Below are 21,471 nucleotides of genomic sequence, written 5' to 3' on the forward strand. Positions count from 1 at the left end.
TTATGATGAGGTAGAGGTCGCGGATGTAATCGGTACACCGGAGGAGACGATAAGAGCCGTCTGAGATTCCAGTGGAAAGGTACACCCGCCGAAGTATGCGGAGCTGACTCTTTGTAAATACTCCGAATGCTGGGGCTGCTAACCGAAAGGAGCAGAACTGTCACACGCTGTCCTAACACAGACACGTGTGTTGAGCTATCTTGTTATAGAAGAAGGTATGGTGCGGAATGCATAGACAAAACCGCAGGCGTATTCCCTGCGGTTTTTTGATTTATATACTCCCCCTCCTTCTAGCTCTTGCCCTGACATGAAATACAATTTCATGAAGGAGTGTTTGAACGTGCAACACAGAGCAACATCTGACGGAACCTTGCGTAAAAGTCTCAAAGCCCGCCATATGACGATGATCGCCCTCGGCGGTTCTATCGGAACAGGTCTGTTCCTCGCCAGTGGAGGCGCAGTTGCCGAAGCTGGACCCGGTGGTGCCCTGCTGGCTTATGCAGCAGTTGGCCTCATGGTCTACTTCCTTATGACCAGCCTCGGTGAGTTGGCTACATTTATGCCTGAATCCGGCTCTTTTAACACCTATGCAGGTCGCTTCGTCGATCCGGCTTTTGGTTTCGCCATGGGCTGGAACTTCTGGTACAACTGGGCGGTGACGATTGCTGCCGAATTGGCAGCAGCGACCGTGCTGATCAAATACTGGTTCCCGGAAAGTCACTCTGCCTGGTGGAGTCTGTTATTCCTGGCCGTAATCTTCGCACTGAACGCGTTGACCGTCAAAGGCTACGGTGAGTCTGAATACTGGTTCGCCATGATTAAAATTGTGACTGTGGTCATCTTTTTGACTGTAGGTGTGCTGATGATCTTCGGCATTATGGGTGGTCCTGCGGTCGGCTTTGCCAACTTCACGGTAGGAGACGCCCCGTTCCATGGTGGATTCTTTGCTGTACTGGGCGTATTCATGGCAGCGGGCTTTTCCTTTCAGGGAACGGAGCTGATTGGGGTAGCCGCTGGAGAGAGCGAAAATCCGCGTGAAAATGTGCCGCGCGCCATCCGTCAAATCTTTTGGCGCATCTTGTTCTTTTATATTCTCGCAATTCTCGTGATTGGATTGATCATTCCGTACACCAATCCGAATCTGCTGCGGGGAGATATCAGTGATATCGGGGTCAGCCCGTTCACGCTCGTATTTGAAAAAGCAGGGCTTGCGATTGCTGCCTCTGTTATGAACGCCGTTATTTTGACTTCCGTATTGTCGGCAGGTAACTCGGGTATGTACGCGGCCACTCGGGTACTGTACGCTTTGGCACGAGAAGGTAAAGCCCCGCGTTTCCTCGGACGTATCAATAGACGCGGCATTCCTATGAACGCGCTGCTGATCACGACCGCTGTCGGTATGCTAGCCTTTCTCGCCTCCCTGTATGGAGACGGTGTAGTCTATAACTGGCTGCTGAATGCTTCTGGAATGTGCGGATTTATTACGTGGGTCGGAATTGCAGTCAGCCATTATCGTTTCCGCCGTGCCTTTAATGCACAGGGTCACAGTCTGAGTGAGCTTCCATACAAAGCCCGTTGGTTCCCATTTGGCCCGTTGTTCGCCTTCGCTCTGTGTATCATTGTCATTATCGGGCAAGGGGCGGATGCCTTCACCGGACAGGAGATTGACTGGAAAACGATGATCGCTACGTACATGAGTGTGCCGCTATTCCTTCTGCTGTGGCTCGGCTACAAATGGACCAAACGTACTAAAATCGTGCCATTAAAAGAATGTGATTTGAGCCCGGATGCTTCTTCGGATAAATAATAGAAGACATTAAAAAAAGCCCGTCTCCACATATCAGGGAGAACACGCTGGTAAACCTGGTCCAAGACTGTTTATCCGCATGTTCACCTGTATATGCCCGGAGACGGGCCTTTTCTTTTTCTTTTTCTGTTTATTTGGAAGAAGCAGCTACTTCAGCTGATAAAGACATAGATAAGGCACGACGACTAAAAATACCGTATATGACAGCAATCAGCGTCAACCCTGCTGAAAACAAGTACAAATTAACGATACCCAAATGATCTGCAATCCAGCCCATTAAAAGCAGCGAAATACAAAACGTTAGGCTTGTCAGCGTAGCCTGGGCGGACAGCACCTTAGGCAAATCATGTACAGACACACTCATTTGCATCATCGTACGGCGGGATACGACGGACATTTCCGCAGGTAGTCCCATCAACAGCACGATAAGCAGCGTTAGTGGCGGTAATGTGTTCAGTGCATACCAAGCTGTCAGCAGCCCATAACCTGCCATCCCCGCCAACATGGCGGGCAGCAGTCTGCGCTGCAAATACTTGACGCAGGCGAGGACCACGATACCGCCGCCAATCGCTCCTGCAAAATACGCTGCATTGATGTATCCCCACCATGCCTCACTTTTGTGCAAGACCTGCTGAGCGAAAGCAAGCGTGAACGCGCCTACCCAAACCGAACCCCCTAGAAGGTCAATCATATCCATAAAAATAAGAGCTTTCAGTCTGCGACTGGCTCCGATGAGGCTCCAGCCTTCACGAAGTATTTCCTTTTTACGCTTGGGAGGTAGTGTGGGGCTCTCAGATTCCGGGCCATATAGTGTATCTTCCAACTGTGCAGGAGGCAAGTCATGATGCCCTTGCCCGGGTTCAGTTAGAGCTTCGAAAACTGAGACATCTCCACCTCGCACCCTTGTTCCAGGTTGCAGCAAATAATGAGCTTTGCCCTCTAGTGGATCTCGAATCAGGCTGGTGAAGATCATGGCTATCATATATAATCCGCCAGCAACCAGTAGTGTTTTTTCCGAACCTAGCATGGCTACGAGCACACCACTAAGCCCCCACCCCGCTAATTGCACCGTCTGATCGCTGACCGATACCAGACTGTTTGCCCGCATAAGTCCTTCCCCGGACGCAAGGCGAGGAATCAGCGCATTACGCGCAGGCGTAGTCCATCCGTCCAGAAAGGACATGGCTGCCACCAACGTAAACACAATCACCCATATCGGCTCCGTGCCTGCTGACCACAAGTGGCCCAGCAGAACAGCAAAGAAAGCCAGTTGCCCGAACTGAGAAACGAATAAAATAAAAGGAAGCTGGAATCGGGCCAAAATGAGCGGTGCTAAAAAGCCGCTGATCATCTGTGCCCCCATTCGCAGCAACGGAACGAGCACCGAAGAGAAGATGGAGTCTGTTTCATGAAAAACCAAAGACACAAGTGCCATAATATAAAGAATGTCGGCCGCATTGGACATGGTCTGCGTGCCAAGCAAATAGGTAAAGGAACGCCTGTGCATATAAATAAAATACTCCTTTGTTAATGTAGCTTTTTACAGCAGATGATTAGGTCCATTTCAGGGTTACCCGAAGATTGCCGGTACTTCCAAGGTCCGTAATCTGATAAGAAATGGATTTTAAGCCGAGTTGATATAAGGACTGTAAATCCTCCTTGAGACTTCGCTCTGTTCCCTGATAGGCGAAGGTAAGCGTCGTCCCTCCCTTATTTACAATCTTACGCACCTGTTCCTTGATGTCGGCGGATGATTTAACCAGACCCTTACCATCTTGCAGCGGATATTCGAGGGTATTGTACAGTTTTTGATACACAGCAGCCTTTGATCCTCCGGCAGCTACCAGTGCTGATAAGGTTTCCCGATACGATGTATTCGCCTGAGGATACGGTTTCACCCATGAGTGATCCCGCCGCATTTCGGTATCCGTCAGCAGATAATATGAAGTGCTTACTTCGTTCGCGCGATCTGGGGTTGGATCATCCCATGTCGTATCCATGTGATACCATCGACCATCTAATAAAACAAGATTCCATGCATGCAGCTGTCCCCCTGCTCTACCTTCCACAATCCGATTCGTAATGCCTGCACGTTCCAGCATTTTATAGGCTAGCAGTGAATAACCCTGGCAGACCGTGCTTCCCGTTTTCAGGCCATCGTAGGCTGTGTACTTTTGCTGTGCTTCATCATACTTCAGGCGAACGACGATCCAATCATGGATGGCCTTCACCTTCTCATGATCCGTCATTCCCTTCGTAATAATATCCCCCAGCACCGCTTTAACTGTGCTATCCACATAAGCTGTCTGTTCCTTCGTCTCCCGGTAGCTTAAACGAATCGTAACCTGAGCGGAGGTCGTTGTGCCTGTATAGCTGAATGCGTAGCTTTTGGTCGTATAATTCACATACGGATCGCTCTCCATGGCCTGTTGGATGGCCGTCTGTAATTGCTGTTTGAGACCGTTCACTCGCCCTTGATATGTAAAGGTCAGCGTTTCACTCCGCGTAGCCATTGCCTGTAAAAGCTTGTTCTGAAGCTGCTGCGATGATACCGATGGAGCCGGCTTGATCGACGCCGCATACACATTGCTGCCCCACTCCACAGCCTGCGGCAGCAACACAGCCAGCGCTGCACCCGCAACCAGACATTTTACAAGCCTAACCCCGATTTTTCTGTTCATACAGAGCGTTCCTGCCCTTCTTAGCATAGTTATAAACAGCTCTATCTTACCATAAAAACAGTTGCCCCAAGCGCTCTAGTTTTGTCGGTTGCAGACGAGTAATGGGACAGTTAAAAAGACAGGTTGCGACACACATACTCGGCGATATAACAGATGGGAGCAAGGGGCAAACATGTCGTTCGCAGCGAATTTTATCACAGCAATCTAAGTATCCTCATGATATGGTACTGGCATCGGAAGTAAATGATATTGATTCTCATTCTAGATCAGAAAGGCTGAACACCATGCCAGAATGTATTTCACTTCTTCGTACGCCACTAGGTCAGACTGTGCGTTTGCAATCCCTTGACCCTCTTCATCCCTCATTGCGCCGCCGCTTGACAGACATGGGCATCAACGAAGGTTCCATCATACGCTTAAAAAAAATCAGTTTATTGGGCGGCCCGATCGTCATTGAATGCAACGGCCAACTGGTCGGCCTCCGTCAAAATCAAGTGAAACAACTGGAGGTCGTTCCGACATGGACATGATCGCTCTATTTGGCAATCCCAATACAGGAAAAACCTCATTATTCAACAAGCTGACTCGTACGTATGCAGAAGTAGGGAACTGGTCCGGCGTCACCGTGGAAAAGAAAACAGGGCTCCTGCGTGACAAGTCTGCCGTATTGGTGGATTTGCCAGGTGCCTACTCTTTACTCCCTCTTTCGCTGGATGAAGGTGTTGCAACCCGATATTTGCTGGAAGAGCCGCCTGCGGCCCTGATCAATATCGTGGATGCCTCCCAGCTCCAGCGTAATCTGTATCTGACCGTACAACTACTGGAATATGGCCGTCCCCTTGTACTTGGCTTAAACATGACTGACGTAGCTGATGCCACGGGTCTTCGCGTAAACAAGGAATTGTTGGCTGAACAATTGAACGTTCCCATCATTCCTATGGTGGCACGCACAGGTAGTGGAAGTAAGCAAATGCTCGCATCTCTTCGAGAAGTAAGACATGCATCCAATACTTTTCAACTGGATTACGGCCCAGCCGTCGAAGCGGCTATTCATGATATTTGCAACTTACTGCCGAATGCATCTGTACCGCAACTCCGATGGGCCGCACTGCAATGTCTGGAAAACAATCCTGTCGTCATGGAATGGATGACAGATGAGGTGCAGCGTGAACAAGTAACTGCGCGTATTCGCCGTTGCGAAGAAGAGCTGCTCAGTGAAGGCTGTGCCATCACGCCTGCTCAGCATATTCGTTCTGTACGAACAGCATGGATTGCTGATCTGTGTACCAAGGCACTCGACACCTCCAAGCTCAAGCCGCACAGCCTAACGGATAGGCTAGATGCACTATTAACTCACCGGTATCTGGGGATTCCGATCTTTTTGCTGCTGATGTACGCTACCTTCAAGTTCACCTTCGATTGGGCGGGTACGATCCTTTCAGATATGCTGGATGGATTTTTTTCAGGTGCACTCAGCAGTTGGATTTCTGAATTACTCGTTCACTTGAACGCGTCTGCCTTTACGCAAAGTCTAGTCGTGGACGGCATCGTGGCTGGAGTCGGGGGTGTGCTTGTTTTTCTGCCTCAAATTGCTATTTTATTTCTGATTATCTCGGTGATCGAAGACTCCGGGTATATGGCACGGGTCACGATACTCATGGATCGTCTGATGCAAGCCGTGGGCTTAAACGGGAAAAGCTTCATTCCCTTCATCATCGGATTTGGCTGCAATGTCCCTGCGATTATGGCGGCACGCACCATTGAACAGCCCAGAGAACGTCTCATTACCACGTTGCTGGTGCCCTTTATGTCGTGTTCGGCCCGCCTGCCGGTATATGCGTTGTTTGCGGGTGTATTTTTCCCAACACATGCGGCAAGCATCATCATGCTGATGTATGTGTTAGGAATCATCGTTTCACTTATACTTGCCAAAATTTTTTCCAAAGTATCCATTTTGTCGGGTGAACCCTCCCTCTTCATCGTGGAACTTCCTCCCTATCGAGTGCCGCAGGCTCTTACGCTATTCCGCAGCACATGGGAGAAGGTCAAAGGCTTTGTCCGTAAAGCTGGAACGATTATTCTTGCAGGTTCCGTTGGTATCTGGCTCTTGTCCAATTTCGGTCCGCAAGGTTTCGGGGTAGAAATGGATGACAGCCTGCTTGCCACCGTGGGAGGTTGGTTCGCTCCATTACTGGCCCCTCTCGGTTTTGGCACCTGGCAAGCAGGCGCTTCCCTGCTCACAGGCTTTATGGCCAAGGAAGTTGTCGTATCAACGATGAATATTATTTACCACGTTCCTGATATGCAGGGACTTGAACTACAAGTCAGACATGCCTTTACACCGCTTGCCTCTCTTAGCTTTATGGTGTTCATTCTGTTGTATGTTCCGTGTCTGGCTACGGTAGCGGTCATTCGTAAAGAAACCCTTTCGTGGCGTTGGACCGCATTTTCTGTGATCTATCCTTTGGCCGTTGCATATATCATTGCCGTCTTGATCTATCAATGCGGCAGATTATTAGGTTGGGGTTAAAGTCAGGCCCTATAGTAAATAAAAGGAAGTGAATTCCATGATCAATATCATCATTTTATTGGCGATCCTCGGTTATAGTGCGTGGGTGCTGGTACGATTTTTGCGAAAAAGCCGTCAAGGCGCCTGTGCGGGGTGTTCGTCGAGCAAGTCATGTCCGGGTTGTGCAGCCAGCTCTATGCATGAAGATTATGCGAAAATCAAGAAAAGTATTTAATTCCAACTCATCATCACATGAAAAGCGGCTTCGGGGGTTTCTTACACCCGAAGCCGCTTCTTATTTACGCTTAAAGCTCACCGTATTCAGCGATACACTGCCAAATGCTCATTTAGCTCTCGCGTGTGCAAGTAAACTTCACGATACAGCTCGTATAGACCTTCATACTGTGCCACACGGTCCGGGTTCGGCGAATATCTCGCTGCTTCATGCAGAAATGCTTCAGCACACGCTTGCAGAGATTCAAACCAGCCACTACCATAAGCAGCCAGCATGGCCGCCCCCAAGGCAGGTCCCTGCTCGCTTTCCAGCTTGATGATATCCGCGTTAAAAATATCTGCCTGCATTTGCAGCCATGCCTCATTACGCGCACCGCCGCCGATGGAAATCACTTCATTCACCGTTTTGCCCGTCCCTCTAAGAATATCTATAGATTCCTTGAGCGAAAACGTTATTCCTTCCAGTACCGCTCGTGTAAAATGCGCAAGCTTATGTCCCGCATCCATCCCGATAAAGCTGCCTCGAATGGTTGCATCCGGATGAGGTGTACGTTCGCCAACGATATAAGGCGTGAACAGCAGCCCTTGGCTGCCCGGCTCAATAGAATTCACATCTGCCAATAGTGCATCAAAAGAATGCTCTGGTGCAAAGGTATCCTTAAACCAGGTCAAGCTGTATCCGGCCGCGAGCGTAACCCCCATAATATAATAAGCATCCTGCTCACTATGATTAAAAAAATGTGCCCGCCCCTGCACATCAATATCCTTGCGTTCCTCATAAGAAAGTACAACCCCTGAGGTGCCGATGCTGCATAGGGTGCGGCCTTCACTCAAAATGCCGGCACCAATCGCGCCGCATGCGTTGTCCGCCCCACCTGCAAAGACCTTCGTTTCAGGCGAAAGCCCGCTCTGCTCCGCAATCTCCGGCAATAGCGTACCCGTCTGATCAAAGGATTCCACCAGCGATGGGAACAGCGACAACGGCAGATCAAACGCGGCAGCGATCTCTTCGCTCCACTGCTTGTTCGCAATATCCAGCAGCAGCGTACCCGCCGCATCCGAATACTCCGTCGCCAGCTCTCCTGTCAGACAGTAGCGCACATAATCCTTGGGTAGCATAAAATGTGCCGCACGGGCCAGCACGTCTGGCTCATGCTCCTGCACCCACAGCAGCTTGGGCAGCGTGAAGCCTTCCAGCGCGCGATTACGTGCGATATTCAGCAGGTCCGACCCGAGCTGTTCTTCAATACGACGGCATTGTGCTGTCGTACGCGTGTCATTCCACAGAATAGCCGGACGAAGCACTTGGCCTTCCTTGTCAATCAGCACAAGCCCGTGCATCTGTCCCGAAAAGCTAATACCGTCTACGGCATCTGTGCCGCCGATTCCGGCCTTCTCCACAAGCTGTTTCAGTGATGCTAACGTGCCACTGACCCAGTCCTCAGGATGCTGTTCGCTATATCCTGCCTTCGGCTGATGGAGCGGATAAGACTGAGAGGTTTCATAAGCCACCTGCCCCTTGCGGTTAACCAGCACCGTTTTGACCGCGCTGGTACCCAAATCTACGCCGATGACATAGCGCTCCTGCTCCTGATTTAGCTTCTCCTGCATTGGAGTACCTCCTTCCCTGTTATCGTGCAGCTTCTATTACATATATAGAATTCTGGTATTAGTCAGCCAAAATGTATTGATTTAATGTTGCTTTCAGATATTCCTGGCGACCGGATACGTTTTTACGTGGTGTTTCGTTCGCCAGAGCATATTCAGCCAGAGAAGCAAGCGTTGCTTTTCCGGATACGATGTCTGCTCCAATACCTTCTTTAAAGCTGCTGTAGCGCTTCTCAATAAAGTCCTCAAACACACGATCCTCGATCAGTTTGGCAGCTACCTTCAACCCCTTCGCATACGTATCCATACCTGCGATGTGCGCGAGGAACAAGTCTTCTGGCTCAAACGATGCTCTGCGCACCTTGGCATCAAAGTTGATACCACCACGGCCCAAGCCTTCATTTTGCAGCACTTCATACATCGTCAGGGTCGCATCATACAGATCAACCGGGAATTCGTCCGTATCCCAGCCCAGCAGCAAATCTCCCTGATTTGCATCCAGTGATCCCAGCATGCCGTTAATCCGTGCTACACGCACTTCATGATCAAAAGTATGACCCGCCAAGGTGGCATGATTAGCTTCCAGATTAAGCTTGAAATGTTGATCCAGATCATATTTTTGCAGGAAAGCAATCGTCGTCGCAGCATCAAAATCATACTGATGCTTCGTTGGCTCCTTCGGTTTTGGCTCAATCAGGAACTGAGCGTCAAAGCCAATTTCACGCGCATAGTCTACGGCCATATGGAACATACGTCCCAAATTGTCCTGCTCCAGCTTCAAATCCGTGTTCAGCAGTGTTTCGTAGCCTTCACGGCCTCCCCAGAAAACATAGTTATCTGCGCCCAGACGTTTGCCCACTTCCAGTCCTTTTTTAATCTGAGCAGCTGCGTGTGCGTATACATCTGCATTGCAAGTCGAGGCAGCCCCATGCAAATAACGTGGATGGCTAAACATGTTCGCCGTGTTCCACAGCAGTTTTTTCCCCGTAGCTTTCATATGGTCCTCAATCAGATCCACGATGGTATCCAGATTGCTGTAAAATTCCTTCAATGACGCGCCTTCCGGTGCAATATCCACATCGTGGAAAGCGAAATAAGGTAAATTCAGCTTATCCAGCAGTTCAAAGGCAGCTTCCACACGTGCCTTCGCCAAATCCAGCCCGGTAAACTTGGACCATGGACGTTCCGCTGTTTCTACACCAAAAGGATCGGAGCCGCCTGCAACCAGTGTATGCCAGTAGGCCATGCTAAAACGTAAATGCTCCTCCATCGTTTTTCCCGCTACAATTTCCTGTGGATTATAAAATTTGAACGCAAAAGGATTGTCGGATTGCTTGCCCTCAAAGTTAATTTTAGATACCTGTTCGAAATAAGCCATTATAAGTTCCTCCTTTATAGTAAACGTTTACAAAAACGATTCTAGCACAGCCAAAAGACTTTGTCTATTGCTTAAACTAAGTTTGTTTTTATGATATAATATCAGGAATTACACCAACAGGAAGTGAATGAACCATGAATGTCACTGGCGATCAGGCGCTTGTCAAAAAGCTGAATAAATCCATTGTGCTGGAGCGTATTCGCCTTCATGCTCCGCTATCCCGGGCACAGTTATCCAGTCAAACTGGATTAAACAAGGCAACCGTTTCCAATCTGGTGGCAGAGCTCATTACCGATGGATTGGTGTATGAGACAGGATTAGGAGAATCCAGCGGTGGGCGTAAGCCTTTAATGCTGCTGTTCAATAGCCGTGCAGGCTTTGTACTCGGTATTGAGGTCAGCGTACAGTACATCAAGGGCGCTCTGACCGATCTGGCAGGTACCATTGAAACGGAGCTTACCTTTTCTCTAACCCAGCATGATCCCGCCTTTGTTATGGAACAGATTCGAAAGCTCGTTCAGGAGCTTATGCAGGTCACTCCTCCCTCCCCTCATGGTATTGTCGGCATTGGACTGGGGGTACCGGGTATGGTGGATGAGACCGGAACCGTGCTGTTCGCACCCAATCTGGGCTGGGAAGGGGTTCCGCTGCGGCAGCAGCTTGAGGCTGAGCTAGGTCTGCCCGTCGTAGTAGATAACGAAGCCAACGTCGGCGCGCAGGGCGAGTTGTACTATGGTATGGACGGCGATCACCGACAGCTGGTGCGGGATCTGGTCTACATCAGTGCAGGGTCTGGAATCGGGGCCGGGATTATCATTGACGGCAAACCGTATCAAGGAGCTTGGGGGTACGCCGGAGAGACGGGTCATATGACCATTGATTGGAACGGACGGCTCTGCTCCTGTGGTAGTCGCGGCTGCTGGGAGCTGTATGCTTCAGAGAAGGCGTATGCATCATCCACATTGAAACTGCCTGCACATAATACAGCGGAATTACTGCCGTTTGCTCAGCAAGGTGAAGCGAGTACATTAAGCGTCCTTGAAGATATTGGACGATATTTGGGTGTGGGTATTACCAGCATTGTGAACAGCCTTAACCCCGGGATGCTTATCATTGGCGGTCCACTGGCGGAAGCCAGACCTTGGTTGGAGCAAAGTATGCGTGAAGTGATTGACGAACGTGCCTTGCCCTATCACCGTCGGCAACTACAGATTCGTTTCTCCACGCTTGGCAGCCGTTCGACGATGCTAGGCGCCGCCTATGCAGCAACCGCTCCTTTTCTCGGGCGTGTACGCGTGTCCTTATAAGTAAAAAGGCCCCCATTGCAGTATGTAGCTGCGATAGGAGCCTTTTCTTAACCATATAACGATCATAGGACCGTCGTCTGCTGTTAGGTTGGATTAAGCGTTCAACACTTTTTCAAACTTGGTTTTGTTCATACCGGAAATACGTTCTTCTCCGATCAAAGTCAATGGAACGGCACGAATGCCCATATCCCAAACCTCTTGAGCAAAAGCTTCATTGGTTTCAATGTTGCGTTCTTCGTACTCCACGCCTTTTTCACTCAAGTAGCTTTTTACTTGACGGCAATGCGGGCAGTTTGTAGATGTGTATACGATTGCTTTTTCCATGAATATCACCTCATCATTTATTTTGTTACATCATATTTATTCAAACTTGCGTGGATCATTACAGGGCCAGTGCGCTGTGCTCCAGGCTTTCGATGTATTTCTCGCTGTCCATAGCAGCCATGCAGCCACTACCTGCTGCGGTAATTGCTTGTCTGTAGCGTGTATCCTGTACGTCGCCACAAGCGAATACGCCAGGCACGTTTGTTTCGGAAGTACCCGGATTTACGACGATATAACCGTTCGCATCCGTTGTAATTTGTCCTTCGAGGAAGCCCGTATTCGGATGATGACCAATCGCCACGAATACGCCGCTAACCGTAATAACTTCCTCTTCACCTGTTGCATTATTCAGCACTTTCAAGCCAGTGACTCCGTTCTCGTCCGCAATCACTTCTACAGGAGTACGATTAAGCGCCCATTCAATTTTGTTGTTCGCACGAGCACGATCCTGCATAATTTTGGAGGCGCGCATTTCTTCACGACGATGCACCAACGTTACTTTAGAGGCAAAACGAGTCAGGAAATTGGCTTCTTCCAGTGCAGAGTCTCCGCCGCCGATGACAACAATTTCTTTGCCACGGAAAAAGAAGCCGTCGCATGTTGCGCAAGTGCTTACGCCACGTCCGATATTATCCTGTTCACCGGGAATACCCAGGTACTTGGCAGTCGCTCCTGTGGAAATAATCAGCGTATCAGTAACCAGTTCACCCAAACCCTCTACATCCAAAGTAAATGGACGAGCAGTTGTGTCTACTTTGTTTACCCAGCCTGTGCGGAATTCAGCGCCAAAACGCTCCGCTTGCTTACGCATATTATCCATCAAATCGGGTCCCATGATTCCTTCCGGAAAACCTGGGAAATTTTCAACTTCCGTAGTCGTAGTTAATTGTCCGCCTGGCTGTGGTCCTTCGATCACCAGTGGGCTCATGTTAGCGCGTGCCAGATAAATTGCAGCGGTCAAACCGGCAGGGCCGGTACCTATAATAATGGACTTGTACATATCTTGGTTCCTCCTAAAATATCATAAGTATTATATAACGAGTTTTCGGAACCGGGCGCTGGGCAACTGCATATACTCTAAAAGTAATTCCGCCAGAAGCTTATCCCAAAATGTGGACACCCGGATATTACAAAAACGAATCACTTGTTTTGTAGCTTTTTATGACTTAGACTGATTCTAAATCCTAATTTCATTATGCGGAAATAGCTGTAAACAGTCAAATGAAGTTTTCATGAAGCGAAGCTTAAAGATAAATCAGGTATGGAGGGATTATCCCGATTATGAATGACGTTTTTGTAGGTAGCTTTATTTCTGCCCTGTCCACTGGACTCGGCGCCGTGCCCATACTGTTTATGCGTAATATCACGCATCGGCTTCGCGATGTTCTGTTGGCTTATGCCGCAGGAATTATGACCTCTGCCTCCGTGTATAACCTCATTCCCGAAGCGATCCAGCATTCCAATTGGTTCGTGCTGACTGCGGGAATTCTGCTCGGCTGCCTCGTATTACTGGTGATGGAGATGTACATTCCCCATGCGGATTTGGAGGACCCAGATTCCAAGACCTTTCAACTGGAATCCAAATCTTTTCTCATCATCGCAGCTATTACATTGCACAATTTACCGGAAGGACTCTCTGTTGGGGTCAGCTATGCGAGTGAGACTCACAATCTCGGCAATCTGATCGCCTTCTCTATCGGCCTGCAAAATGCCCCGGAAGGCTTTATCGTAGCGTTGTTCCTTGTGAATCAAAACATCGGCCGTTTCAAGGCCTTGGGCATTGCTACCCTCACCGGAGCTGTGGAAATCATTACGAGTCTGATCGGCTTTTATTTGAGTAGCTGGGTGAACGGACTGGTACCTTACGGCCTTGCTTTTGCCGCCGGAGCCATGATGTTTATCGTCTACAAGGAACTGATTCCCGAGAGTCACGGGGATGGCAACCAGCGGATCGCCACATTCTCTTTTATTCTCGGCTTAATTACGATGATTGGGCTAACCGAATGGCTATAGCCGAGCAACACAAAAAGGCTGCTTATCTGCCTGTAATCCAGACAGATAAGCAGCCTTTTTGGCATGTTCATATGGAGATACGTCATTTTTTTTGGTTCATGGAGCGCAGTGCTTCACGGTACTGCTCGTCCTCACTTTTGTAAGTCTCCTTCTCTCCATTGGATATTGGAGAACGTCTTTCCTTTTCTTCGTCCTTTTTGGTAAAACCACGTAAAGCCGCACGATAATCCTGATCTCCGTAAGCATCTTTAATATTCTCGCGATCTTTTTCCACCTTCTTATCCGTCTGGATATCAGGCACCTTGTGTTGTTCCTCCGCATGATGCTCTTCGACATCGATATCCTTAGGAGGCGTCTCTTGCGCAGGATCTATCCATTCACGCGCCTCGGGTTCCACCTGTACAGGATAAGGACGTTTGCTTCTTTGCCGTGAGTCCTCTTCGGTAGAGCGAGTCTTGGAAGAGGACTTGCGCGTCATCTTCGTATTAAATACCAGCAAAAAAATAAAGGCAACCGCAGCTACTACGATAAAAGCAATGGTCATCGGTAGCCTCCTATTCTCTTTCAGCGCTACGGTACCGTCCCGCTATTTCAGCGACCCGTTTGCCCAAAGAGCGGCCTAGTGCAAGATCATCACCCGTTGGAAGATTAGGTGGTCCATTGGGGTCAGTCTCCACCGGACATGTTATCCCTACGCCGTAATAGGAGCCGTATAATGCATTTTCCGTAATATTGGCGGGCAGTCCTACAATAATCATGCCTTGATGAAGCATTGGAGTAATCAAATTCAGAAGTGTGGATTCCAATCCACCATGAACGGTAGCGGTTGTGCAAAACACAGCGCCGATTTTGTCCACCAGCTTGCCCTGCGCCCACAGATACCCCAGCTTATCAATCCAGCTTTTCAGACCGCTGCTGATCGTACCAAAATGCCCCGGACAACCCCATAGGATCGCATCCACACTCACTAGCTCATTCACATCGGCCTCATTTACATGCTTTAACAACACTTCCGTGTGCTCAAGGTGTGCTCCTTCTGCAATTGAGCGTGCGAGACGTTCGGTATGCCCATTTTCACTGTCATATACAATCATGATTCTGGTCGTCGTCATTATGCGCATCATCCTTTGTCAGCAAAATCATCCTTTTCGCATGCGCTCTTAACCTTGCCCAAAATCCATCTGAATATTATGAATCGTTTGACGCATACTTTGAAAATCCAAGAACTAGGGAGGCATGTTAACACATGAATTCACGCGCCATATTAGTCAACTTGCTAGTTATTATCATTATTCTGGCAGGAGGTGGAGCCGCCGCCTATTACTACAATCAATCCGCCAACTACATAAAAACCGATAATGCCCAAGTGAGTGGACAAGCGGTTACCGTTGCCTCTCCAGGCGCTGGCAAGCTCACAGGCTGGAATGCTGAAGTTGGTAAAACCTACACCGCTGGAAGCACACTGGGTAATGTAGAAGGAGGCGGAAGCCGAATTAGCGTTACGATTCCAACCGATGGTACCATCGTGCAGCAATCTGCGGTCAACAACTCAATTGTTGGGGCAGGCACGCCTTTAGCGAAGGCTTTTGATCTAAACAATTTATGGATTACCGCCAATATAGACGAAACGGCTGTACAGGATCTTCAAGTAGGACAAACCGTAGATGTATATATTGATGCTTACCCGGATACGTCCCTGAGCGGTAAACTCGAAAAGATCGGCCTGGCGACCGCATCGACTTTTTCACTACTGCCCACTTCCAACACCACTGCCAACTATACCAAGGTGACGCAGGTCGTGCCTGTCAATATTTCCATTCAAGGTTACAAGGGGCTGGGTATTATCCCGGGAATGAGTGCGACTATCAGAGTTCACAAGTAGGGGGCTGTCATGGATCAAAAAATGTCCGTCGGACGTATTCTGTCCGTGCTGCTGCTAGGCGCCTTCATTTCGATTTTGAATCAAACGCTGCTTAACGTGGCCATTCCACACTTAATGAATGATTTCAATGTGTCTGCCACAACCGTTCAATGGCTTTCCACCGGATATATGTTAACCAACGGGATTTTGATTCCTATCACTGCTTTTCTGATTGAGTCCTTCGGAACACGTGCGCTGTTCATCTCCGCGATGGGGTTATTTACTGCCGGGTCTGTCGTCTGTGCTGCCAGTACCGGCTTTGCGCCTATGCTGGTTGGACGTGTTATCCAGGCCAGCGGAGCAGGCATCATCATGCCTGTGGTGATGAACGTGTTCCTGACTGTGTTTCCTCCAGAAAAACGGGGCGCTGCCATGGGTACTATGGGAATCGCCATGATGTTTGCCCCGGCGATTGGACCAACTTTATCCGGCTATATTGTGGAGCATTACAGCTGGCGGCTGCTATTTTTACTTGTTATTCCGCTGGCGGTCATTGATATTCTGTTTGCCATACGCTGGCTCAAAAATGTATCCAAGCTAACGAAACCGAACTTTGACCTGCTGGGAACCATCTTTTCCACCCTTGGGTTTGGCTTCCTGCTGTATGGCTTTAGTTCAGCTGGGGACAAAGGCTGGGGTAGCAATACAGTAATACTCACACTCGCTGCCGGGATTGTGTTTATTGTATTGTTTATCGTGCGCGAGCTGAACATGCTACAGCCGATGCTGGAGTTCCGTGTGTTTAAATATGATATTTTTACTGTATCAACCTTAGTCGGGGCTACCGTCAACATGACGATGTTTGGCGGTATGCTGCTGCTGCCAATCTATTTGCAAAATATACGCGGCTTTACACCGTTGCAATCCGGTCTGCTGCTGTTGCCGGGTGCACTGCTGATGGGTGTGATGTCACCCATATCAGGGGCAGTATTTGACCGTATAGGCGCAAGGCCGTTGGCGATCATTGGGCTGATCATTACGGCAGTCACGACATGGGAGTTCAGTCTGCTAACCGACGCCACCACCTACGGACATATTATGATCATCTATACGATTCGCAGCTTCGGAATGTCACTGCTGATGATGTCCGTCCAGACGGAAGGGCTAAACCAGTTGCCTCCCCATCTCGGTAGCCATGGTACAGCCATGTCCAATACAGTACGGCAAATTGCCGGGTCTATCGGTACCGCTTGGCTCATTACTGTAATGAGCAGCCGAACCACGATTCATGTAGCGGATTATGCGAATGTCGCTACCACCGCCAATGTTCCTTTAACCGAAGGGATAGCACAGTTGGGACAAACCCTCGCGCAAACGGCGGGCATTTCAACAGAAAGTGGTTCATCGTTAGCGCTACAACAGGTGTACCGAAATGCTGTTACGGAATCGACGATCCATGGCATTAATGATGCCTTTATCATTGCTACAGGGATTGCGCTGGCAGGGCTATTGTTTTCCTTGTTCTTACGACGGTCTACGCCACGACGAAGATAGACGTACAGCGTTGCGAGGCTGCAAAAGAAGGAGCATTCACCCCTTGAATTTTTAAGAGGATGAATGCTCCTTCTTGTGATTATTAGCCCTATGACCGTAATAAGCGCAGGCCATTCAAAATAACCAGTAATGTGCTACCTTCATGCCCAATAACCCCAAATGGCAGGGCTATATCTTGCACAAAGTTGCTGATCACAAGCAGCAAAATGACACTTACCGCAAAGATCATATTTTGTTTAACCACCCGCTGCGCCTTGCGGGCCAGTGCTACCGTCGGAGCAATCTCCTCGATTCCATCGTTCATCAGCACAACGTCTGCGACCTCCAGTGCGGCTCCGCTGCCATGCATCCCCATGCCTAGTCCTACGGTTGCCGCTGTCAACGCAGGAGCGTCGTTCACACCGTCGCCGACCATGACGACATGCCCGTACTGCTCCCGCAGCATGCGAATATGGCTGACTTTGTCCTCCGGCATTAAGCCAGCATACACGGCGTCAACTCCGGCCTGCGCCGCGATCACAGCGGCCGTTTCTGGACGGTCCCCGGTTAGCATGACAACCCGGATACCCTGCGCTTGCAGTCGTTTCACGGACTCTTGGGCCTGCGGACGCAGCTCGTCGCGTAGTGCCAGCATTCCGGCAATCCGATCATTCGCGAGGATGATGGATACGGTTTTACCCTCAGCTTCCAGCCGGGCCCGACTCTCCATCCACTTTGGCTCTGCCAGAGAACCAGGTTCATCCAGTACATTTGTACGCCCAATTTTCCACTTCACCCCACCTATGATGCCTTCCATTCCCCATCCGGTGAGTGCCTGCACTTCTTCGGTTGGAAGAAGATCTCTCTGTCCCAAATCAGCTTCGGCTTTGGCTACAATCGCTCGCGCCAGTGGATGCAAAGAATAGCTTTCAATTGTGGCGACCATATGCAATAACTCATCGGCATCGTATTCTGCGGCGGTAATCCAATCCGTGACGACAGGTGACCCCATCGTTAACGTGCCTGTTTTGTCAAAAGCAACAACAGAAGTCAATGCCATATTCTCCACATGTGCACCACCTTTGAACAGGATGCCCCGTCGGGCACGGTTGGAAATGGCCGATAGCATTACTGGCATAATGGATGATACGAGCGCACAGGGGGAGGCCACGACGAGGAACACCATAGCCTTGTAAAACGCTGCTGCCCACGTCCAGCCTAATGCTATGGGTGCACCGGCAATGACGATCAGCGTGACAGCAACAACAATTCGAGCGTACACCGATTCGAACGTTTTAATAAAACGCTGGGAATCAGGAACTTCGGTCTGAGCCTCTTCCACCATACGAATGATTTTCGAAAATAAAGTGTTCTCTGAGGACTGACTAACCTCCACATATAGCACCCCTTCTCCATTAATGGTGCCCGCATATACCTCGTCACCTTCCACCTTATTTACCGGAATAGATTCACCGGTAATCGATGCCTGATTCACTGCCGAAACGCCCTTAGAGATTCGGCCGTCCGCCGGAATCAGTTCGCCCGGCTTCACCAGCAGCAGGTCGCCTGGCAACAGCTGCTCAATGCCGACCGTTTCGGTCCCCTCGCGAGACAAGCGCAAAGCCGTTTCCGGCTTCAACGCCATAAGCTCAGAAATATCCTTACTACTACGCTCGGTGGTATAGCTCTCCAGCGCACCGCTGAGTGCAAAAATAAAGATCAGCATGGCTCCTTCATTCCAATAGCCAATGGCCGCAGCTCCTAGGGAGGCAGCAATCATGAGCAGGTTAACATCCAGATCATGTTCTCGGATCAGTGTTTCGACTCCTTCCCTGGCTTTGGACCAGCCCCCAAGGGCATAGGACACCACATACAGAATGACCGATAGCCATTGCCACCAATGTGAGACTCCCCATGCCATCAACATCAGCAATCCACTACCTAGAGCAGCTTGCATCTCCTTGTTTTTCAGCATACTTTTAAGCTGAAATTGCGGCTTACGATTCGGACCGGGTCGTCCGCTGCCACTGTTTTTTGAAAGGGTTCGGTTAGAGGGAGACAATGTATCTTGTAATCGTTGAACAGCTTGCATCATGTCACGTTCCTTTCCATATTTTGTTCCTTGTACTAGCATCTCATTGAGAATGATATCCATTGTTAAGTGCCCTAAAATAGCACATGCTGCTTCGGGAAGCCCGAAGCAGCATGTTTAGCAAATGAGAATGATAATCATTTTTGCGTCTATACAATTATTTTGGTTTAGAGAAACTTTTGTTTTATTATATACCTTTTCTTTTCCACTTGTAAACCAGCAATGGTCTAAATAAAAAAAGATACCCGCGCAAACACCGCAGGTATCCTCCATATTTAGAGCATCCGATTCAGGATTTACAAAAATCGATTCCAGTCGCTCCAAAGTGTAATATATAGACGAACTAGGCCATTTCGATCTATATTTTGTTCTTTGAAAATCGCTTATTGGATTTTTGCAAAATCCTCTATTACATGAATTCAGGTTATCTTCAGGCTAAAGGAAACTTCCACGCATGGTTGTGTGCAGCCCCAGAAGTGCGCTGACGATCTGCGGGCTGTTGCAGTCCCAAACGCGCAGCTGCAAGGCGTGCGGCGGGAACTGCTGTGTCCGGGCAAATGACCCCCGTCAGCTCATTCTCCCAGATCGAAATCCCATCCAGAGACTGGTTAATTTCATCTATTGCTACCCATAAAGGAAGCTCGGGCTTTACACGTCGAACAGCTTCCATTATGCATTTTATCGTATCACTAGTATTCTCATGACCATCGACACCGGGTGGAATCAACTGATCCTCAGTCCTAATATCATCGGATGGAGTTGGTATGACTTCTAAAATGACCGTATCGGCAAAACGTGTCAGATCTGCAGCTTGAGCCACCTGCTTGATATGTCGTGCACCCACTTTGGATATGTTATTGGGGTTGGCTGACTCCTCCGACCGTGCGGCTTCCTTGTTCCATGTTGGGCTTATGTTAGGCACCAAAGACGGGGCAACTGTCAAAAGCACGCCTACCCGATATGGAATGCACCGAAGACGTCCGCATAAGGTCTGCTCCGCAACGCCGTCAATCCAGTCTCGGGTTGCCCGGAATTCGTCCACGTCAGCCGGATTGCGTACCATAATCTCCAGCTTGGGTTCTCCCCCCTGCCGCACGCTCCGCAACGCCGCACGCAGTAATGCCTCCAGCTGCATATCTTGCAAGCTGCCAATACCCACTGCATTGTTCTGCTCCATTAGGGCAACAGTGAGTGGCGATCCGTTCAGAGACTCGAATAAGCCTTCATACTCTGTTTCCAGCAAGCTGATAATCCGGCGGGACAAATGCTCACACAATCCAGGCAGGCCAGATGCCTGGTTAAAGGTTTTGTACGTGTCAGATGCACGAGAGCCGGGAATAAGGATGGGGTCGGGCTCCCCGTCAGGGGCATGAATCGTCTGTCCAGACTCAGCTACGTCCAGATAGGCATAGCATAATTCCCCAACGCGGCCAGAGGCCTGTGACAAGGGGCCATGCAGAAGACTATAACCGTCGAAACTGCCTATTTCTGATGCTGTCTCTGTACTTATACGACTCATACTTGTAGGAGCATCGGCATAAATCCGTATGAAGGTACGTCTGTATTCATCGCTCCATTTTAGGAGTGTACCCATTGCTTGCCCAATATCGTTGCCGCTATTCAGCATCGTTTCCCCAAGTAATTCGGGATTCGCAGCCATCAAAGCCTCCGCTCGGCTGATTACGCCCTGCTCAGCTAAACCAACCAGCCAGCCCAACGGATCTTCCCCCTGCGTAGCAGATACTTCATGGCTGCCTGCCCTTAGCGTCTCCATAGCCAACCTCTGTGCAGCAGTCTCCATAACCGACTCTGGATCTTTGAGATCCCGGCTGTTTTTGCCGCCCAACAGCTCTGCGAATACATGCATCAGTTTAGCCTCCATGCTATTAATCCATCCTTTCTTCCGTCAGCAAGTTGGCACACACGAATTTGAGTACCCCTCCAAATAAGGAAAACGCTTACTCATAATGGAGCAACCGAATCTTACATGGGCCTTACTTGTAAAGCCCCTACCTTAACGTATTAGGCACGCCACGCATTTATACATCTGGGCACAGCTCCCCTACAACCCACAAGTAATCTCTATACTGCTGGTACAAGACCACTCGAAAAAGGAACCTATAA

The 21,471-nt window shown here is 49.4% G+C and carries 18 protein-coding genes and 1 riboswitch; of the genes, 8 read left to right on the forward strand and 10 right to left on the reverse strand.

Annotated features, from left to right (window positions below; genetic code table 11):
- Positions 1-3: 3 nt before the first annotated feature.
- A riboswitch (Lysine riboswitch) is annotated at positions 4-206 on the forward strand.
- Positions 207-340: 134 nt separating this feature from the next.
- Positions 341-1,807 (forward strand): amino acid permease, encoded by a 1,467-nt coding sequence (locus G9G53_RS17980; protein ID WP_029519205.1) that lies wholly within the window; start codon positions 341-343, stop codon positions 1,805-1,807.
- Between the two features lie 130 nt (positions 1,808-1,937).
- Here G9G53_RS17980 and G9G53_RS17985 read toward each other — a convergent pair whose 3' ends face one another.
- Both G9G53_RS17985 and G9G53_RS17990 read right to left on the reverse strand, forming a co-directional pair.
- The gene (locus tag G9G53_RS17985) at positions 1,938-3,314 is read right to left on the reverse strand and encodes an MFS transporter (protein WP_029519207.1); all 1,377 of its coding nucleotides are present in this window, start codon (positions 3,312-3,314) and stop codon (positions 1,938-1,940) included.
- A gap of 46 nt (positions 3,315-3,360) precedes the next feature.
- Positions 3,361-4,488 (reverse strand): transglutaminase domain-containing protein, encoded by a 1,128-nt coding sequence (locus G9G53_RS17990; RefSeq protein ID WP_165149434.1) that lies wholly within the window; start codon positions 4,486-4,488, stop codon positions 3,361-3,363.
- Between the two features lie 284 nt (positions 4,489-4,772).
- On the opposite strand from G9G53_RS17990, the gene G9G53_RS17995 reads away from it, so the two are divergent.
- Genes G9G53_RS17995 through G9G53_RS18005 form a run of 3 tightly spaced genes read left to right on the forward strand, consistent with a single transcriptional unit; the run spans position 4,773 to position 7,232 of the window.
- A complete protein-coding gene (locus G9G53_RS17995; protein ID WP_029519210.1) occupies positions 4,773-5,018 on the forward strand; it encodes a FeoA family protein in 246 nt (81 codons plus the stop codon).
- A complete protein-coding gene (feoB, locus tag G9G53_RS18000; RefSeq protein ID WP_165149436.1) occupies positions 5,009-7,018 on the forward strand; it encodes a ferrous iron transport protein B in 2,010 nt (669 codons plus the stop codon). The genes G9G53_RS17995 and feoB overlap by 10 nt, the downstream gene beginning before the upstream one ends.
- A 37-nt stretch (positions 7,019-7,055) precedes the next feature.
- The gene (locus G9G53_RS18005) at positions 7,056-7,232 is read left to right on the forward strand and encodes a FeoB-associated Cys-rich membrane protein (RefSeq protein WP_080658679.1); all 177 of its coding nucleotides are present in this window, start codon (positions 7,056-7,058) and stop codon (positions 7,230-7,232) included.
- 86 nt (positions 7,233-7,318) lie between these two features.
- On the opposite strand, the gene xylB is transcribed toward G9G53_RS18005, so the two are convergent.
- Together xylB and xylA are read right to left on the reverse strand one after the other, a co-directional pair.
- Positions 7,319-8,842, reverse strand: a complete 1,524-nt coding sequence (xylB, locus tag G9G53_RS18010; RefSeq protein ID WP_165149438.1) for a xylulokinase — start codon at positions 8,840-8,842, stop codon at positions 7,319-7,321.
- A 58-nt stretch (positions 8,843-8,900) separates the two neighbouring features.
- The gene (xylA, locus tag G9G53_RS18015) at positions 8,901-10,217 is read right to left on the reverse strand and encodes a xylose isomerase (protein ID WP_039273722.1); all 1,317 of its coding nucleotides are present in this window, start codon (positions 10,215-10,217) and stop codon (positions 8,901-8,903) included.
- A 134-nt stretch (positions 10,218-10,351) separates the two neighbouring features.
- On the opposite strand from xylA, the gene G9G53_RS18020 reads away from it, so the two are divergent.
- The gene (locus G9G53_RS18020) at positions 10,352-11,524 is read left to right on the forward strand and encodes an ROK family transcriptional regulator (RefSeq protein ID WP_165149440.1); all 1,173 of its coding nucleotides are present in this window, start codon (positions 10,352-10,354) and stop codon (positions 11,522-11,524) included.
- A 93-nt stretch (positions 11,525-11,617) separates the two neighbouring features.
- Here G9G53_RS18020 and G9G53_RS18025 read toward each other — a convergent pair whose 3' ends face one another.
- Both G9G53_RS18025 and trxB read right to left on the reverse strand, forming a co-directional pair.
- Positions 11,618-11,848 carry a glutaredoxin family protein gene (locus G9G53_RS18025; RefSeq protein ID WP_007432162.1) on the reverse strand — a complete coding sequence of 77 codons (231 nt, stop codon included), beginning with the start codon at positions 11,846-11,848 and terminating at the stop codon, positions 11,618-11,620.
- A gap of 58 nt (positions 11,849-11,906) precedes the next feature.
- Positions 11,907-12,848 carry a thioredoxin-disulfide reductase gene (gene trxB, locus G9G53_RS18030; protein ID WP_013311969.1) on the reverse strand — a complete coding sequence of 314 codons (942 nt, stop codon included), beginning with the start codon at positions 12,846-12,848 and terminating at the stop codon, positions 11,907-11,909.
- Positions 12,849-13,129: 281 nt separating this feature from the next.
- On the opposite strand from trxB, the gene G9G53_RS18035 reads away from it, so the two are divergent.
- A complete protein-coding gene (locus G9G53_RS18035) occupies positions 13,130-13,861 on the forward strand; it encodes a ZIP family metal transporter (RefSeq protein ID WP_013311970.1) in 732 nt (243 codons plus the stop codon).
- A gap of 82 nt (positions 13,862-13,943) precedes the next feature.
- On the opposite strand, the gene G9G53_RS18040 is transcribed toward G9G53_RS18035, so the two are convergent.
- Positions 13,944-14,405, reverse strand: coding sequence for a hypothetical protein (locus tag G9G53_RS18040; protein WP_165149442.1), 462 nt, complete (start codon positions 14,403-14,405; stop codon positions 13,944-13,946).
- Between the two features lie 10 nt (positions 14,406-14,415).
- On the reverse strand, positions 14,416-14,973 hold the full coding sequence (locus tag G9G53_RS18045; protein ID WP_165149444.1) for an NAD(P)H-dependent oxidoreductase: 558 nt from the start codon (positions 14,971-14,973) through the stop codon (positions 14,416-14,418).
- A 134-nt stretch (positions 14,974-15,107) separates the two neighbouring features.
- Here G9G53_RS18045 and G9G53_RS18050 point away from each other — a divergent pair, with 134 nt between their 5' ends.
- Together G9G53_RS18050 and G9G53_RS18055 are read left to right on the forward strand one after the other, a co-directional pair.
- Positions 15,108-15,743 carry an HlyD family secretion protein gene (locus G9G53_RS18050; protein ID WP_025724158.1) on the forward strand — a complete coding sequence of 212 codons (636 nt, stop codon included), beginning with the start codon at positions 15,108-15,110 and terminating at the stop codon, positions 15,741-15,743.
- Positions 15,744-15,752: 9 nt separating this feature from the next.
- Entirely contained in the window at positions 15,753-17,276 is a 1,524-nt protein-coding gene (locus tag G9G53_RS18055; RefSeq protein ID WP_165149446.1) for a DHA2 family efflux MFS transporter permease subunit, read from the forward strand.
- An 88-nt stretch (positions 17,277-17,364) separates the two neighbouring features.
- On the opposite strand, the gene G9G53_RS18060 is transcribed toward G9G53_RS18055, so the two are convergent.
- Positions 17,365-19,347 carry a heavy metal translocating P-type ATPase gene (locus G9G53_RS18060; RefSeq protein WP_049817084.1) on the reverse strand — a complete coding sequence of 661 codons (1,983 nt, stop codon included), beginning with the start codon at positions 19,345-19,347 and terminating at the stop codon, positions 17,365-17,367.
- Between the two features lie 430 nt (positions 19,348-19,777).
- Complete coding sequence (locus G9G53_RS18065; RefSeq protein WP_029519225.1) at positions 19,778-21,229, reverse strand: PEP-utilizing protein; 1,452 nt, start codon at positions 21,227-21,229, stop codon at positions 19,778-19,780.
- Between the last annotated feature and the right edge of the window lie 242 nt (positions 21,230-21,471).

It is taken from the genome of Paenibacillus sp. EKM206P (genome assembly GCF_011066155.1).
GTDB lineage: Bacteria > Bacillota > Bacilli > Paenibacillales > Paenibacillaceae > Paenibacillus > Paenibacillus polymyxa_D.

Bases quoted from the DNA above. Each gene is read 5' to 3' on its own strand.
- G9G53_RS17985 (WP_029519207.1), bottom strand. From the start codon at position 3,314: ATGCACAGGCGTTCCTTTACCTATTTGCTTGGCACGCAGACCATGTCC.
- G9G53_RS17990 (WP_165149434.1), bottom strand. From the start codon at position 4,488: ATGAACAGAAAAATCGGGGTTAGGCTTGTAAAATGTCTGGTTGCGGGT.
- G9G53_RS17995 (WP_029519210.1), top strand. From the start codon at position 4,773: ATGCCAGAATGTATTTCACTTCTTCGTACGCCACTAGGTCAGACTGTG.
- feoB (WP_165149436.1), top strand. From the start codon at position 5,009: ATGGACATGATCGCTCTATTTGGCAATCCCAATACAGGAAAAACCTCA.
- G9G53_RS18005 (WP_080658679.1), top strand. From the start codon at position 7,056: ATGATCAATATCATCATTTTATTGGCGATCCTCGGTTATAGTGCGTGG.
- xylB (WP_165149438.1), bottom strand. From the start codon at position 8,842: ATGCAGGAGAAGCTAAATCAGGAGCAGGAGCGCTATGTCATCGGCGTA.
- xylA (WP_039273722.1), bottom strand. From the start codon at position 10,217: ATGGCTTATTTCGAACAGGTATCTAAAATTAACTTTGAGGGCAAGCAA.
- G9G53_RS18020 (WP_165149440.1), top strand. From the start codon at position 10,352: ATGAATGTCACTGGCGATCAGGCGCTTGTCAAAAAGCTGAATAAATCC.
- G9G53_RS18025 (WP_007432162.1), bottom strand. From the start codon at position 11,848: ATGGAAAAAGCAATCGTATACACATCTACAAACTGCCCGCATTGCCGT.
- trxB (WP_013311969.1), bottom strand. From the start codon at position 12,848: ATGTACAAGTCCATTATTATAGGTACCGGCCCTGCCGGTTTGACCGCT.
- G9G53_RS18035 (WP_013311970.1), top strand. From the start codon at position 13,130: ATGAATGACGTTTTTGTAGGTAGCTTTATTTCTGCCCTGTCCACTGGA.
- G9G53_RS18040 (WP_165149442.1), bottom strand. From the start codon at position 14,405: ATGACCATTGCTTTTATCGTAGTAGCTGCGGTTGCCTTTATTTTTTTG.
- G9G53_RS18045 (WP_165149444.1), bottom strand. From the start codon at position 14,973: ATGACGACGACCAGAATCATGATTGTATATGACAGTGAAAATGGGCAT.
- G9G53_RS18050 (WP_025724158.1), top strand. From the start codon at position 15,108: ATGAATTCACGCGCCATATTAGTCAACTTGCTAGTTATTATCATTATT.
- G9G53_RS18055 (WP_165149446.1), top strand. From the start codon at position 15,753: ATGGATCAAAAAATGTCCGTCGGACGTATTCTGTCCGTGCTGCTGCTA.
- G9G53_RS18060 (WP_049817084.1), bottom strand. From the start codon at position 19,347: ATGCAAGCTGTTCAACGATTACAAGATACATTGTCTCCCTCTAACCGA.
- G9G53_RS18065 (WP_029519225.1), bottom strand. From the start codon at position 21,229: ATGGAGGCTAAACTGATGCATGTATTCGCAGAGCTGTTGGGCGGCAAA.